Annotated in this window: 10 protein-coding genes; 9 read left to right on the top strand and 1 reads right to left on the bottom strand. The window is 61.5% G+C overall.

What is annotated here, in order from left to right:
• Positions 1 to 937 precede the first annotated feature (937 nt).
• The 4 genes from HHL14_RS31840 to HHL14_RS31825 all read left to right on the top strand — a co-directional run bounded on the left by HHL14_RS31840 (position 938) and on the right by HHL14_RS31825 (position 9,354).
• Positions 938 to 1,909, top strand: a complete 972-nt coding sequence (locus HHL14_RS31840; protein WP_169501577.1) for an efflux RND transporter periplasmic adaptor subunit — start codon at positions 938 to 940, stop codon at positions 1,907 to 1,909.
• A complete protein-coding gene (locus HHL14_RS31835; RefSeq protein WP_169501576.1) occupies positions 1,906 to 4,965 on the top strand; it encodes an efflux RND transporter permease subunit in 3,060 nt (1,019 codons plus the stop codon). The genes HHL14_RS31840 and HHL14_RS31835 overlap by 4 nt, the downstream gene beginning before the upstream one ends.
• Complete coding sequence (locus HHL14_RS31830) at positions 4,962 to 6,464, top strand: efflux transporter outer membrane subunit (protein WP_169501575.1); 1,503 nt, start codon at positions 4,962 to 4,964, stop codon at positions 6,462 to 6,464. Before HHL14_RS31835 ends, HHL14_RS31830 begins: the two co-directional genes overlap by 4 nt.
• 1,453 nt (positions 6,465 to 7,917) lie before the next feature.
• Positions 7,918 to 9,354 carry a basic amino acid/polyamine antiporter gene (locus HHL14_RS31825; protein WP_169501574.1) on the top strand — a complete coding sequence of 479 codons (1,437 nt, stop codon included), beginning with the start codon at positions 7,918 to 7,920 and terminating at the stop codon, positions 9,352 to 9,354.
• A 340-nt stretch (positions 9,355 to 9,694) separates the two neighbouring features.
• Here HHL14_RS31825 and HHL14_RS31820 read toward each other — a convergent pair whose 3' ends face one another.
• Positions 9,695 to 10,591: a LysR substrate-binding domain-containing protein gene (locus tag HHL14_RS31820; RefSeq protein WP_169501573.1), complete on the bottom strand. Its 897-nt coding sequence runs from the start codon at positions 10,589 to 10,591 to the stop codon at positions 9,695 to 9,697.
• A gap of 155 nt (positions 10,592 to 10,746) precedes the next feature.
• On the opposite strand from HHL14_RS31820, the gene HHL14_RS31815 reads away from it, so the two are divergent.
• The 5 genes from HHL14_RS31815 to HHL14_RS32960 all read left to right on the top strand — a co-directional run bounded on the left by HHL14_RS31815 (position 10,747) and on the right by HHL14_RS32960 (position 15,967).
• On the top strand, positions 10,747 to 11,928 hold the full coding sequence (locus HHL14_RS31815; RefSeq protein ID WP_206002611.1) for a M20 aminoacylase family protein: 1,182 nt from the start codon (positions 10,747 to 10,749) through the stop codon (positions 11,926 to 11,928).
• A gap of 77 nt (positions 11,929 to 12,005) precedes the next feature.
• Positions 12,006 to 13,193 (top strand): porin, encoded by a 1,188-nt coding sequence (locus tag HHL14_RS31810; protein ID WP_169501572.1) that lies wholly within the window; start codon positions 12,006 to 12,008, stop codon positions 13,191 to 13,193.
• Positions 13,194 to 13,339: 146 nt separating this feature from the next.
• Positions 13,340 to 14,656 carry an MFS transporter gene (locus HHL14_RS31805; protein ID WP_169501571.1) on the top strand — a complete coding sequence of 439 codons (1,317 nt, stop codon included), beginning with the start codon at positions 13,340 to 13,342 and terminating at the stop codon, positions 14,654 to 14,656.
• A 50-nt stretch (positions 14,657 to 14,706) separates the two neighbouring features.
• On the top strand, positions 14,707 to 15,093 hold the full coding sequence (locus tag HHL14_RS31800; RefSeq protein ID WP_169501570.1) for a BON domain-containing protein: 387 nt from the start codon (positions 14,707 to 14,709) through the stop codon (positions 15,091 to 15,093).
• A gap of 664 nt (positions 15,094 to 15,757) precedes the next feature.
• Entirely contained in the window at positions 15,758 to 15,967 is a 210-nt protein-coding gene (locus tag HHL14_RS32960) for a response regulator (protein WP_206002610.1), read from the top strand.
• The last annotated feature ends 20 nt before the right edge of the window (positions 15,968 to 15,987 follow it).

Genomic DNA, 15,987 nt, shown 5'->3' with positions numbered 1-15,987 from the left:
TATGAGAGGGGACAGTGACGCGAGCATGACATGAGTGACCACCGGTGAATAGCATCATGTCGTGCGATCCGTCGATGTCTTTACAATGCCACATACGAAAGCAAAACGATCAGGGTGTCCATATTTAAACATCACGCTTTTTTCTCGATTCGAACGGGCCGAAAGCGTGGTGCTTGACAAGGAATTGTTTGGGCACTTAAATTTTGCAGCAAGGGCCATTCATGTCGCCAGAATTGCACGCTGTCAACGATATGCAAGATTATTCGTCGCTCGGGTGTGCGGGATGTACGCATGCCCCATAGGAGGACAGATGCGCTGGCCGATTCTTCAGTCTTCCGGCGGCGTTGCGGACCGAGCGCCAATTAAACAGGATGCCTGATAAAGGGAGTCGGGGTGTCGATCATGCATGGCGGCTTCGAGCACGGCCCTTCGATCCGGACGAGTGATCCTGTAGGGTGTTCCCGGATCTGCCAGCGGAAAATGACTCACCCGGAATGCGAGGAATCAGCGTGAAGAAAAATCTCCGAAGCGCGCAACTCCTGCGAACTCTTCCAAGCAGAGCACACTAACACTAGCTGACAGGAACTGCCTTTGAACGACGGTGCCGGGATGATAAGAGGGATGAGGACATCCCCTGAGTCGGACTGGCGTTGGATGTTACAGCGGATGTGCAATGAGCACCTGCTGTTACGGACCCCTATGAATTCCTGAGTAGCCTGTAAAGCCACGTATTCGCCGGAGACCAGGTGCAATGCCGAGGCGCGTACGACACGGGTTGCATCAGTAGTCAGCCGAGAACGTCATGAATGCAAACCGCTCCGATGCAACACCGCTGCCCCGATTAGCTGGTGTCGCATTGATCTGTTGTGTGCTTGGGCTGTCACTATCGGCATGTCAACGCCGGGCCGAAACGGAGGCCGGCGATACGCGGCCGGCCGTGCAACTGGCCAGGATCGAACCGGCCGACGCTTCCGCGATCCGTATCTTTACCGGGCGGGTCGAGCAGACCAGTATCTCGCCGCTGGCGTTCGAAGTATCGGGGCGCGTCGTGCAGATCGCGGTGCTCGAAGGCGCAACGGTGAAACGCGGCCAGTTGATCGCACGCATCGATGATGAACCCTACAAGCTGCAACTGCAGCGCGCGAATGCGCAGTACCAGCAACTGGCCGATAACCTGAAGCGCCAGGCCGTGCTGCGCAAAGACGGCATCCTGTCCCAGGCTGCTTATGATCAGTTGTCGGCGTCCACGGACGCCGCTCGCGCAGCACGCGATCTGGCCAGCCGCGATCTGCGCAACACGCAACTCGTTGCGCCGTTCGACGGCCGGGTCGCGCGCCGCAACATCGAAATCCAGCAGATGGTGCAGGCGGGCGCGCCCGCGTTCAATTTCGAAAACGTCGCGCGCGTCGATATCGGCGTCGATCTTCCGCAGAGCGTTGCCGAGCGTCTGCTCGTCGACAAGACCTTGCGCGCCGAAGCCTGGCTGCCCGAGCGGCCGGATAACCGCTTCCCGCTGGTGTTCCGCGAACGGACCACGCAAACCTCGCCCACCTCCGGAGGCTACCAGCTCGTCTTCTCCGTTCAGGGGCAGCAAAGCGCGATGCTGTTCCCCGGCATGGCGGTGCGAGTGCAGATCTCCGACACGGCCCGCCAGGTCGCGCAGCAGGATAACGGCTACTTCGCCATTCCAATGGCGGCGATATCGATCGGTGCCGACGGTCAGCGCAGTCTGTGGCGCTACGATGCCGCGTCGGGTCGCGTGCATGCGGTGCCGGTCAGCGTGCGAGAAATCCGTAACGACGATGCGGTCGTCGGGGGGGCGGTGGCAGAGGGCGAGCGCGTGGTGGCAGGCGGCTCGCAATTCATGAAAGAGGGAATGGCAGTCCGTCCGATGGATGCACCTCAATGAACCTCGCTCGTCCCCTCATCGAAAAGCCGCTGATCGCGTGGGTCCTGACGCTCATCTCGCTGTTGGGCGGCATATTCGCGTACTACAACATCGGCCGGCTCGAAGACCCGAAGTTCACGATCAAGACTGCGGTCGTCGTGACGCTCTATCCGGGCGCGAGCGCGCACGAGGTCGAGCAGGAAGTGACGGACCGGCTCGAAAGTGCGATTCAACAGATGCCGCAGGTCGACAAACTGACCTCGCGCTCGGCGCCGGGCTACTCGGAAATCCGCGTGGAGATTCGTGACCAGTACACGTCGGTGCAACTGCCGCAGGTCTGGGACGAACTGCGCAAGTCGGTTTCGGATGCACAGGTGCGTCTGCCGCCCGGTGCGGGGCCCACGGTGGTGCTCGATCGCTTCGGCGACGTGTACGGGATGTTCTACGCAATCACCGGCGAAGGCTATTCGCAGGCGCAGCTCTATGAGTACGCGCGCGAACTGCGCAGACAACTGCTGACGCTCGACGACGTTTCCGACATCGTAATCTCGGGCAACCAGCAGGAACAGATTTCGGTCGACGTCGACCAGTCCAAACTGATCGCCAACAACCTCTCGACCGACGATCTCACTCAAACCCTGTTCCTGCAGAATGAAGTGCGCCCCGCGGGCCGCGAACGGGTCGGCGATCTGTCGTTGCGAATCGCGCCGACCGGCTCGCTCGATTCGCTGCAGGCGATCCGTTCGCTGCCGGTCGGCAATACGCCGGGGCCTCTGCTGCTCGGCGACATCGCGCGAGTGAGTCACGGCTACGCGACGATTCCCAACCAGGTGATTCACTACAACGGCCAGCCCGCCATCACGATCGGCATCAGCGCACGACCCCGGGTCAATGTGGTGAAAGTCGGCGCGGACATCAACGCCAAGCTTGCGCAACTGGAGCGCGATCGTCCGATCGGCATCAAGCTGCATTCGCTATACGACCAGCCACGAGTGGTCGACGAGAGTGTGCGCGGCTTCATTTTCGACGTGCTGCTATCGGTGTCGATCGTCGGCGTGGCGCTGGGCATCGGGCTCGGCTGGCGTGCGGGCGTCGTGCTCGGCGTCGAACTGTTCCTGTCGATTCTCGGCACGCTGCTGGTGATGTACGCGGCGGGGATCGAGCTACAACGTATCTCGCTCGGCGCGTTGATCATCGTGATGGGGATGTTGACCGACAACAGCATCGTGGTGGTCGAAGGCATGCTCGTGAAAGTGCAGCGAGGCATGTCGCATCTGCAGGCAGCGACCGAAATCCTCAAGCAGAGCCAGTGGGTGCTGCTCGCCTCGACCGTGGTCGGGATTCTGGCGTTCTCGGGTATCGGCCTGTCGCCCGATGCGGTCGGCGAATTCTGCGCGTCGCTATTCGCGGTCGCGGCGATTTCGCTGCTGTTCAGCTGGGTGATCGCGATTGGCCTCACGCCGTTGTTCGGCACCTATCTGTTCAAGCCCGCCGACATCATCGACGAAGACCCGTTCAAGTCGAAGCTGTACAAGCGCTATGGCGAACTGTTGTCGTGGGTCACCGGCCGACGCTTCATCGTCATTGCGGGGCTCGTCGTGCTGACCGTGCTCGCGGGTTGGGGATTCCGCTTCGTCGAGCAGAGCTTCTTCCCCGCGTCGACCACGCCGATCTTCTATGTCGACATGCGCTTGCCGCGCGGCGCGGATATTCGCGCAGTCGCCGAAAAGAGCCGCGAAGTAGAGAAGGTGCTGCTCCAGCATGCCGATGTCACCAGCGTGCAAACCTATGTCGGCTCGGGCGCGACGCGCTTCTTCCTCGTCTACGATCCGGAGACGCGCGATCCGTCGTATGCGCAGTTCATCGTCAGCGCCAAGGATGCCGGGCTGATCGACAACATGATTCCGGACATCGATGCGGATCTGAAGAAGCGCTTCCCCGAGCAGCAATGGTCGGTCACCCGACCGAACTTCGGCCCCAGCAGTGGCGCCGCGATCCAGGCGCGCTTCTCCGGTCCCGATCCGGCCGTGCTGCGCCATCTGTCGCAGCAGGCACAGGATGTACTCAGGGGCGATGGACGTGTGATCGCGATCCGAGACGACTGGGAAAACCCGATCAGTATCGTGCGGCCGCAATTCGACGAGTCGCGCGCGCGTTCGCTCGGCGTCACGCGCCGGCAGGTCACCGACACGATGGCGTACGGGACCGAAGGTCTGCGCGCCGGCATCTATCGCGAAGGCGATCAGTTACTGCCGATCGTATTGCGCTCGCCCGATTACACGCGAGGCATTGCAGGGCTACAGGATCTGCAGGTGTTCAGTACCGGACTGCGCCGTTATGTGCCGCTCGGGGATGTGGTCGATGGTTTCTCGGTCGGCACCGAAGAAGGTCAGATCTCTCGACAAAACCGCATTCGCACGATTACGGTGTCCGGCGAGCCGATTTATGGGCAGAACAGCGTCGATGCATTCAATCGCGTACGCGGCGGTATCGAGGCGATCAAGCTGCCTTCCGGATACAGCTTCGAATGGGGCGGCGAACACGAATCGTCGACCCGCGCGCAGGCAAGCCTGTTCCGGCAACTGCCGCTCGGCTTCATCGGCATGGCGCTGCTGGTGCTGATGATGTTCGGGCGGCTCAAGCCCGCACTCGTTGTGCTGCTGGTGGTGCCGATGTCGATCTGCGGCGTGACGATCGGCTTGCTGTTGTTCCGCGGCGCGTTCGGCTTCATGGCACTGCTCGGTCTGCTGAGTCTGATCGGCATGCTGATCAAGAACGGTGTGGTGCTGGTGCAGGAAATCGACGATCAGATCGCCGCCGGCGTGCCGCGAATGCAGGCGGTCACGCACGGCTCGATGAGTCGTCTGCGTCCTGTGATGTTGTCCGCCGGCACGACGGCGCTCGGTATGGCGCCCCTATTGTGGGATCCTTTCTTCAAGGATATGGCGATTACCATCATGTGCGGCCTTGCTTTTGCCACGGTGCTCACGATGGTCGCGGTGCCGGCACTGTATGCGATGCTGCTCGCGATCAAGCAGACGGAATGGGAACCGGCTCAGCCCCCGGAGGCAAAATGATCCGCGCGCGCGCCTACCTTTTCGCCATTGCGGCCTTGCTGCTCGAAGCAGGCTGTACGGGTTCGCTGCAACTCGAGAAGCCCGCCGAGTTTCCGCCGCAATATTCGGAGACCCAAGGCTCCGCGGCGACACCGATGTCCGCGCAGGATCTGGCGACATGGTGGACCCAGTACAACGATCCGGCGCTGAACAAACTCATCGAGCTGGCTCTTTCGCGCAACTTCGACATCGCCACGGCTTATGCGCGGGTCGATCAGGTGCAGGCCGGCATTCGCGCGGCCCGCTCGCAACTGCTGCCTTCGGTTGGCGCCAGCGTAAGTGGCGCGAAATACCACGGCGGCGAGACCCAGCTCGAATTCGAAGAGCTGCTCGGCATCAACAATACCGATGCGCAGTTCTGGCGCGTCGGCTTGCAGGCGCAATGGGAGATCGATCTGTTCGGCCGCGGCCGTGCCAGACTCTCCGCGGCACGCGAGCAGACGCGCGCCGCGGTGGGCGATGCCGAAGCGGTGCGGCTGAGCGTGGTGTCGGGTGTCGCCGATCTCTACGTGACGTATCGCGGGCTGCTGCGTCAGCGCACGATTCTGCTGCAAAGCCGCGCAATCGCCGACGACTTCGTCGAGATCGCGCAGAAGAGTTTCACCGCCGGACTCGTGCTCAGCACCGACATCGAAGCGGCGCGTGCCGGTCGCGCGCAAGTCGACGCGCGTTTGCAGGAAGTGGAAAACGGTATCGCGCAGGCGCGGCTCAATCTGCAGAATCTGTGCGGCGTGCAGCCGGCGGAATTCGCGGGGATGCTCGACGAGAGCGACACGTTGATGACCGCATTGCCCAGCATCGAACCGGGCCAGCCCGTCGATCTGCTGATGCGGCGCCCGGACCTGATCGCGGCGCAGGCGCGTCTGAATGCGGCGGTCAGGCAAACGGACGTCGCGCGGCTCAACTACTGGCCGACCGTTTCGTTGAGCGGGTTGCTCGCGCGCAATGGCTGGGAGATCGCCGGCCAGAGCCTCGGGCCGAGCACGTTCTGGCTGTTCGGTGCGGCGATGGCGATGCCGTTGATCGACTTCGGCGCGCGGCGCTCGCAGGTGGAGTCGTCGGATGCGCAGGCGCAGCAGGCGAACTTCGCGTATGAAAAGGCCGCGCTCGGCGCGTTCTATGACGTTGAACGCGCATTGGCGCGCCTGAACCGGCAGGACGAACTGTTCAAGGCGCGTAACGAAGAAGTCACGCGACGCACCACGCAGTTGAGCCAGGTGCAGCGGCGCTACGAAATGGGCGACACGGGGAGGCTCGATATCGATCAGGTCCGCGTCGCGTTGCTGGAAAGCCAGTCGTCGCAGGTGAGAGAGGAGGTCGGCAAATTGCAGGCCCAGTTCGCGCTGTTCAGGGCAATGGGCGGAGGCTGGATGGCGAATCCTCCTGCCGCGGCGAACGCACAACCGGCATCGGGAACGGTGCCTGCCACTGCAAGCGCGCCGGCACCCGCTTCGCAGTAAGCTGTGAGCGGCCAGGTAAGGTCGGCCCGGCCGCGAAAAATAGCAGAAGCCGCAAATAAAAACGCTGTCACCACAATCTCGTGGTGACAGCGTTTTTCTATCTGAGCGGGTCCTCGGGGAGACATGATGCCGGCGACGTATCATCGGCAAGTCAGCCCCACAATGCGCCGTTACTGCGGCGCCGACGCCGACATCGTGGCCGTAGCGCGCTGACGCGATTCCTGGACGGACTGGTTGCGCGTGTTGCTGGCCTCGCGTTTCTGGGCTCTCATTTTCGATCGAGCCTGCGAATTGGCTGCGCGTTGCTTCTGATTTGCCTGGCGCACTTCCATCCGCTTCTGAACGATCGGGTCGCTATGCGTGGTATTTCCTCCCGCAGCCGGCGCAGGAGCGGCATCCGGTTGGGCCGGCGGTTGCTGCGCAAATGCCGAGCCGGAAGCGAGAACGCTGAACACGACCAATGCAGAGGCGATTCCAAGAGTAGTACGTGCCATCATTTTAACTCCACCAGTTAATACGACTAATTACTTTGCCTAGCTGCCTGAACATGTGTTTTTGTGATCGTACCCCCTGCCTGTTGACTCATCTTCGAAACTGCCTGACACATCGCCCAAGTCTTTCGTAATACTTTCGAATGGCTTTATTCTGCGCGATGGTCCGAGTAGTAGCAAGCAGTGTTGTGAAATGAAGTAGGACTCACCCTCTGCATTTCTGCACGATATCAATACCGCGGTGTTGCTGACTTGCGGATGAAGCAATCATTGCGAAGTCACCGTTTTCACCGGCGGCAAAGCTGCATGTACGTTGCACGCAGGGGCCACTTTAACACTCTGCTCGGTGCATGCAACGGGTCTTACTCTGAAGCGTGGGGATTTAGCCCGTTGTTGAGGATAGAAGGTTTGAGGCGCTTGTCAAATCCGGATGCGATTCGGGTAATGAATAACGTGCGTGTCGGTGTATGAGTGAGGAATTTATACAGGGTTTATCGAGGCCATTTTGATGCGATGGGTGGGAAGATAATTTATGATGGCCGTCAGGGTGGCATCGGACAACGCCTCGCTGGATGTGCTTTTGTGCAGACGGCACGCTGTGCCGCGCGGTATCTTCACAGGGACCGCTCAATGTCCACCCGAAGACCGTTCAAAGACCATTCAACGATACGACAAGGACACAACGAGAACACGCCCAACTACAGACTACTGGATCGAAATAGGAGTTGTGCATCGAATGCGCGCTGAACGATGTGAAGGTGGTGCGCGTGTTCTGGCTTCGGAAGAAATAAAACATGCAGATGGCCGACCGTGACCTTGCGCGAACGATGACGAAGTTCGACATGCGTGAGGCCGGCGGCATCGATCGGAAGGACTCGTGCGCGAGGCGCTGCATCGGCATGGCGGCTCGGCTCCGCGTAGGTTCCTTTCTGGAAGAACCCAGCTTCTCTGAATGGTGGACGATGACAACCCAGCTCGAGACAAAACTGTCGTTGCCCGCATTGACCGCGATGGTCGTCGGTTCAATGGTGGGTGCGGGGATTTTTTCGCTGCCGCGCAATTTCGCGCGTGTAACCGGACCGTTCGGCGCGGTCATTGCGTGGTGCGTGGCGGGCATCGGCATGTATGCGTTGGCCCGCGTTTTTCAGGCGCTCGCGCAGCGGCGCCCTGAGCTCGACGCCGGCGTATTCGCCTATGCGCGAGCGGGCTTCGGCGACTATGCGGGCTTTCTATCCGCGTTCGGCTACTGGATGGCCGGATGCTTCGGCAACGTGTCCTACTGGGTGCTGATCAAGTCGACGCTCGGCGCGTTCGTTCCGGCATTCGGCAACGGCAATACGGCGATCGCGATCATCGTGTCGTCGGTCGGTATCTGGCTCTTTCATCTGGTGATGCTGCGCGGCGTACAGCAGGCGACGATGATCAACACGATCGTCACGGTCGCGAAAGTGATTCCAATCGTGCTGTTCATCGTCATGATGTTCGTGCTGTTTCGCATCGACATGTTCCGCGCGAATCTGTGGGAAGGCGGCGAAGCGCTCGGCGCGAGCCTGTTTTCTCAGGTGCGCTCGACGATGCTCGTCACCGTGTTCGTGTTCGTCGGCATCGAAGGCGCGAGCGTGTACTCGCGCTATGCGAAGAAGCGCTCGGACGTCGGCGTCGCGACGATCACCGGCTTCGTGGCCGTGCTATGTTTGCTGGTGCTGGTCACGCTGTTGCCTTACGCGACGTTGCCGCGCGCCGACATCGCGGTGATGCGGCAACCGTCGATGGCGGCCGTGCTCGGCGCGCTGCTCGGTCCGTTCGGCGTGGTGTTCATCAGCGCGGGCCTGATCGTGTCGATTCTCGGTGCTTATCTCGCGTGGTCGCTGATCTGCGCGGAAGTGCTGTTTGCCGCCGCGCGCCTCGAGACGATGCCGCGCATCTTCTCGCAACAGAACGAGCGCAAATTGCCGGTCGCCGCGATCTGGCTGACCAGTACCGTCGTGCAGCTGTTCGTGATCAGCACGTACTGGTCGACCGACGCGTTTGCGTTGATGCTCAATCTCACCAGCTCGATGGCGCTGATTCCTTATTTCCTCGTGGCCGCGTACGGCATCAAGGCCGCGCGTCACGACAGCGCGCAGAGTGGTGGCGGTTTGAGCGGCGCGCTGCGCAAGGAGTATTTCGTCGCGATGTTCGCGACGCTTTACACCGCGTTTTTGCTATTCGCGGGCGGCCTCAAATTTCTGATGTTGTCGGCGTTGCTCTATACGCCCGGCACCGTGCTCTATGTGTTGGCCAAACGGGAACGCGGCCAGCGCGTGTTTTCGAAGGTCGAGTGGTTGATCTTCGCGGTAGCGGCTTGCGGAGCGATTGCCGCGCTGACCGGTCTTGCCACGGGCACGATTGTGATTTGAGTCGTCATCTGAGCGGTCGATCAGCGTATCTGCACGCGCGTGGCTGGAGCGCTGGCGCGCGTGCGATGGATTGCTTCGATCTCGGCATCGGCGAGAATGCGTCCTGATCGAACTGTCTCTCCCAGTTCATCGAGTACCGGATTCGTGAGGACATTCGCACGATTCGGCTTCCAGCAAGTTCGACGAGGAAATCGAAGCACGCCAACGTGCCGTTGCCGGCCAGTTCGAGTTTGACGTAACGGGACGACAACTGGTGCTGTTCGGCGTGTGCGCCGGCTGTAGACAAGGCCGCGTACACGTGAGGACGGTGTTCAGGAAATAGCGCGGCGCGCTGCTTGTTTCACATCATCGCGGCATTGCGAATGCAGCGAATGAAATAGTCGGCCGGCCGTGTGTGAATGGCGCCCTCGCGCTGCATCAGATGCAGCCGCGCGGCGCGCGAGGTTTCGATGAAATCCAGCTTCTTCATATGCCCCGTCGAGTTGACCAGCTCGAGCGTGTGCGAGGCCCAGGCCATCACCGCGTCGATGGTGAGCGCGAGGCTGTACATCAACGATTGCGACGTGCAGCGCGTGATTCGTCGCGGTGCCGGCAGGCCCTGGCGGCTGAACAGATCGGCGACGAATTGCGGATATTCGTCGGTCGTGTCGGGGTGCACCCATTCGGCGTCGCACAGGTCCGAGAGCGAAGTCGCGTTGGCGAGCGCGCCGTTCGCGCGGACCGCGAACGCCAACGGATAAGTCAGGAGTTCGGAACATTCGATCAACGAATCGGCGGACGATTCCGCGGCCGCCGCGAGCGCGAAATCGATCGTGCCATGGCGCAACTGATCATGCAGTTTCGTCGCGTGAAACTCGAGAAATTCCACCGTGATATGCGGCATATCCTGACGAAACCGCGCATACGCATCCGGCAGCAGCGTGAGCGCCGCGAGCGGCGTGACACCGATCGTCACGCGACCTTCCTGCGCACCGCGCTCCATCGCCATCTGCTGTTCGGCGCGTCCCAGTTCGCCGACAATCAGCCGGGCATGCCGTAGCAGCGATTCGCCCGCATGCGTGAGCGCGACGCCATTCACGCTGCGACCGAACAGCGACATGCCGATATCGGTTTCCAGCTCGCGAATCGCTTTGGTGACGGCCGGCTGACTGACAAATAAGGCACGCGAAGCGCCGACAATCGTGCCATGATCCGCCACGGCCACCAGCGCGCGAAGTTGATGAAGCTTGATCGCCATGACCTTATTACCCTAGGGTAAATACTATAACTAACGGTTATTGAGATAAAACTTTATCATGTTTTTATTCGCCGCCGCTCTCGTAGACTGGCTCTCAATTCGCGCCGAGCCCGATCGCGCGTATCTAAAAAGAGAGTCTGTCAGAGGAGACGGCGTTGTCCCAGAACATCAATATTCATCCCGCGATTCGCGAGCAGGCGGCTGAGTTCGTCGAGTTGCGCCGCCGCATTCATGCTCATCCGGAACTGGGATTCGAGGAAGTCGAAACGAGCCGGCTCGCCGCCGAAAGACTGAAGGCCTGGGGCTATGAGGTGACCGAGGGCGTCGGCGGCACGGGCGTGGTCGGTCGTCTGAAGCTGGGCAACGGCACGCGTTCGATCGGCATTCGCGCCGACATGGACGCGCTGCCGATCATCGAGGACACGGGTTTGCCGTACGCGAGCAAGGTGCACGGCAAGATGCACGCATGCGGCCACGATGGCCACACGGCAATCCTGTTGGCCGCCGCGCGTTATTTCGCGGAGACGCGCCGTTTCGACGGCACGCTGAACCTGATTTTCCAGCCGGCCGAAGAAGGTCAGGGCGGCGCTGTGCGCATGATGAACGAGGGCCTGTTCGAGCGCTTTCCGTGCGATGCGGTGTACGCGCTGCATAACGCGCCGGGCGTGCCGGTTGGCATGTTCATCGTGCAGCAGGGCGCGATGGCGGCATCGGCGGATCTGGTGACCGTCACGCTGACCGGCAAGGGCATGCACGCCGCGATGCCGCATCTGAGCCGCGATCCGGTGGTTGCGGCTGCCAGCATCGTGATGGCGCTGCAGACGATCATCGCGCGCAACGTGCCGCCGGCCGATGCCGCGGTGCTCACTGTCGGCGCGATCCAGGCCGGCACCGCGCACAACGTCGTGCCGAATACGGCAACGATTCTGCTGACCGTGCGCACGCTCAGCACCGACGTGCAGCAACTGATCGAGACGCGCCTGCGCGAGATCGTCGAGAGTCAGGCCAGGAGCTTCGGCGTGAGCGCGGAGATCGATTATCAGCGAGTAACGCGCGTGCTGATGAACACGCCGAAAGAGACCGAGCGCGCGCGCGAAGCGGTCGCCGCGGTGGTCGGTGCGCAGAACATCCTGCCGCTGCCGCCGGGCATGATGGGCGGCGAGGACTTCTCGTGGATGCTCGAGAAAGTGCCGGGCTGCTACGTCGCGCTCGGCAACGGTCACGAGGGTCACGGCAGTTGCATGATCCACAACCCCGGTTACGACTTCAACGACCAGGCGCTGCCGATCGGCGTCTCCTACTGGGCCACGCTCGTCGAGCAATACCTGAGCGCCTGAACTTTGCCAATTTGCGTTTCGCCGACCCGGCGTGCTGCCGGATCGGCTGACAGACTACGTCCATATCGGGGATTCACATGAAATATAAAAAGACCGTTTGCGCCGCGGCTGTGGCGTTGATGTCCCACTCGGCGTGGGCCGACTCGTATCTGCAGCAATGGCTGTCCGCGTGGCCGACGCTGGAAAGCTCGGTTCAGCAGAACGGCATCCAGCTCTACGGCGCCGTCGACATGGGCCTGAATTTCCAGAGCGTCAGCGGTAAATCGAAATGGCAGATGCAGAGCGGTGGCGTGCATACGTCGCAGTTCGGCCTCTTCGGGCGCGAAGACCTTGGCGGCGGCCTGAAGGCGGAATTCAATCTCGAGAACGGCTTCATGGCGAACAACGGATCGCTGGCCACCAGCAACACGCTGTTCGATCGTGCCGCATGGGTCGGCCTCAATTCGGCGACGTGGGGCGTGCTGCGCTTCGGTCTGCAGCCGACCGCGAACCTGCCCGAATTCATCGACCCGTTCGGCGAAGTGACGACGAACTCGGTCGTCACGTGGCTCGCCGGCGGTGCGGTGCAGACCCCGAAGGGCGTCGGCTATAACGCGGACCTCGGGCCCGGTTCGAGCCAGGTGCTGGTGCGCGAGAGCAACGCGGCGACGTGGACCACGCCGCGCGTGATGGGCTTCGGCGCGACCTTCATGTACGCGTTCAACAATCAGGCCGGCGTCGCGCCGAATGCGTCGAATCAGGGTGTGGTCGCATCGTGGACGAACGGTACGTGGTATCTGTCGGGTGCGTATAACCGCGTGTGGAGCTCGCAGGTCGAGACGGCCGAGGGCTTGCAGACGGTGCGCAACGACATCTACGGCGTGTCGGCGATTTACGACGTCGGCAGCTACGTGCTGTCGGCCGCGTTCGCGCAGGTCGCGCCGAAACTCGCGGGCAACGGCATCGCGCGTTCTTATGTGCTCGGCGCGACGGTGCCGTGGGGACGCAATGCGGTGCGCGCGTCGGTGGTCTATCGCGACACGTCGGGTGTGCGCGACTCCACCGGCGATCCGGCCAAGGATTCGGCGCTTGGCGTGATGCTCGGCTACGACTACTCGCTGTCGAAGCGCACGTCGCTGTATGCGCGCGCGGGTTTCATCCGCAACTACGGGATTTCCAGCGTAATCCTGAACAGCAATCCGCTGCCGCTGCAGACGGGCACGGCGTCGCCTGAACTGGGCACCACGCCGGTGACGGCTTCGGTGGGTATCTATCACCTGCTCTGAGTCGAGGCGCGCTCGTGGTGCGCTCGTGGTGCAGTTAAGGCGCGGTTAAGTTAACGCACGACAAGGCGGGGCGGCGCTTGCATGCCGGCCTGTCAGTCGCCTGCCGCGTCGCACGCGCTTTCCTTTGCTTCTGAAGAGTCATACGCATGAAGACCACTTGCCCACCCATAGCGGCGCCACGCGATGTGGTTGCGTCGAATGACGCGTCGCCGGCTTCGCATGCGTCGTCGCATCGGCGAGTCATTCTCGCGACGTCGCTCGGCAACGCGCTCGAATTTTTCGACTTCACCGTCTACAGCTTTTTCGCGGCGCTGATCGGCAAGCTGTTCTTCCCGGTGAGCGGTTCGCATGGGCCGCTACTGCTGTCGTTCGCGACCTTCGGCGCGGGTTTCGTGGTGCGGCCGATCGGCGGGATCGTCATCGGCGCGTACGCGGACCGGCGCGGTCGCAAGGCTGCGATGACGCTGACCATTCTGATGATGGCGCTCGGCACGGTGATCATCGGCCTCGCGCCGACCTACGCGCGAATTGGCGTCGTTGCGCCTTTGCTGATCGTCGTCGGCCGACTGATTCAGGGATTTTCGGCGGGCGGTGAAGTGGGCGCGTCGACGACGTTTCTGATGGAGTCGGCGGCGCCTGGCACGCGCGGTTACCTGGTCAGCTGGCAGCTTGCGAGCCAGGGCGCGTCGGCGCTCGCTGGCGCGCTGTGCGGGATGCTGCTGACTCATGCGCTGAGTCCGGCCGCGCTCGAAAGTTGGGGCTGGCGCGTACCGTTCCTGCTGGGTCTGCTGATCGGTCCGGTCGGGCTGTATATCCGCAGTCATCTTCATGAGACGCTGCATGCGGTGCCGCATGCGAGCGAGCGCGCGACCGCGCCGGCACGCTACGACGTGCGCCGGATCGTGCTCGGCACGCTGCTGATGGTCGGCAGCACGTCATGGATGTACATCCTCGTGTTTTATCTGCCGTCGTGGTTGACACGCTTTGCGCACGTGTCGGGTGCGGCGGCGTTTCTGCCGAGCGGCCTCGCCGGACTCATTCTGACCATCGCGTCGCCGTTCTGCGGCAAACTGACCGACAGGCTGAAGTCGCGCAAACCGATTCTGTTTGCAGCGGGTATCGCGAACGTGCTAGTGCTTTATCCGGCCTTCACGCTGATGTTGCATGCGTCGGCGCTGCTGCCGATTCTCGCCGCGGTCGCGCTGCTGATCGGCCTGTGGGTGGTCGCGAATCCGGCTGGTTTTCTGTTGCTGCTCGAAGGCTTTCCGCGCGAAATGCGTGGGCGTTCGCTCGGCATTATCTATAGCGTCGGCGTGACGCTGTTCGGCGGCTTCGCGCCGTTCGTCGTGACGTGGCTGATCGGCGCGACGGGCAGCGCCTACGCGCCGGTCTGGTATATGGCGGCGTGCAGCTTCGTGAGTCTCGCCGCGCTGACCGTATTCGACGAGCGCATCGCCGATTAACCGCCGGAAGCATCACTGATGTCATCCGGCCATAAACGACAGGAGAACAAATGAACGTACAGAAATTGCTCAAGCTGGCCGGCGCGACAGCGCTCGTGCTTGGTTGCCTGAATGCCTATGCGCAACCACAGGCCGCATCGAACGTGACGGCGCAGGCGGCGGAGGGCGCGTCGCCGAGCACCGGCGATATCAAGGCCGCTAACCGGCAACTCGTTCGAGACGTACGCCGCGCGTTCAGGGCCGCGAAAAGCCAGGGGCTGCGCGCCAGCAACGTCACCGTGCGCGCGAACAACGGCGCGGTGACGCTGACGGGCAGCGTCACCACCGCCGAGCAGGTCGATCTCGCGACGAACATCGCGAAGGGTGTGCCCGGCGTCCAGTCGGTGACCACTCACGTCGCGGTGCGCAAGGAATTCAACGGACGCGGCAGCAACTAGTCTTCCCTCTGTGAAAGAGCGTCGAACGCCGACGCTCTTCTTCTCCTACGTATTCGTTCGGACCTTGCCCCGCGCACGGAACGCAACCGGACGAATCCGCTCCTCGAGTTCCCCTTTGAGACCGGTCAAACTTCTTGATCGGCTTTCGGCCGTCCGCATGAAATTGAATGTCATCGGCTATCACGTTCGGTTGCGATGTTATTTGATATAGATCAAATTATGCCGATGCGGCGCGACCAGAGATATTTTCTTTAAACAGCTGTTCGCTAATGCCCACATCCTGCTGCGGGCGAAAGCCGCAATACAGGCCGATTTTTCCTACCTGAACTCAAAGCGGTCTACGCCCAGCATCGAAAGAAATTATCTATTTCACATATATATGTATTAGTCCTAGTCTGATTTTTCTAATTTATTCGACATTTATAGGACTATGCCTATTATCGGAGCCGATGACTATGTCTAAATTTCTCATGATGTCATCGTCCAATGAGACATGGAGCGCAATGTATCCGGCCCGAATTTCGGTCTGTAATGTCACGACCTATTTCGCTCGGCCCGTTCATGCGCATGCAGCCCGTGACGAAGGGTAGTCGGCATGGAATCGGATCACGTATGCGCAGCGGAGTCCGAATAGTTCCAATGGCCATCTTTATGGAAAACTATCATGACCTCATCCTCGATCCGCGTCATCCTCGCGGACGACCATCCGGTGATTCTGGAAGGTGTGCGGTATGAACTCGAAAGAAGCAGCACGATTTCCGTTGTCGCGGTAGCCCCCCCGCTTTTAACGGAGTTCAGAAGTAGAGGTCATGCCGCGATGGGCAACTTCTGTTTCGGCGGTACGCCGCCAATGGCCGTGTTTGGCCGCTCGTGATTGTATGACCACAGCCACTT

This window comes from Paraburkholderia antibiotica, assembly GCF_012927125.1.
GTDB lineage: Bacteria > Pseudomonadota > Gammaproteobacteria > Burkholderiales > Burkholderiaceae > Paraburkholderia > Paraburkholderia antibiotica.
The sequence above is the reverse complement of the archived record's forward strand: the minus strand, read 5'-3'. Positions and strand labels throughout refer to the sequence as shown.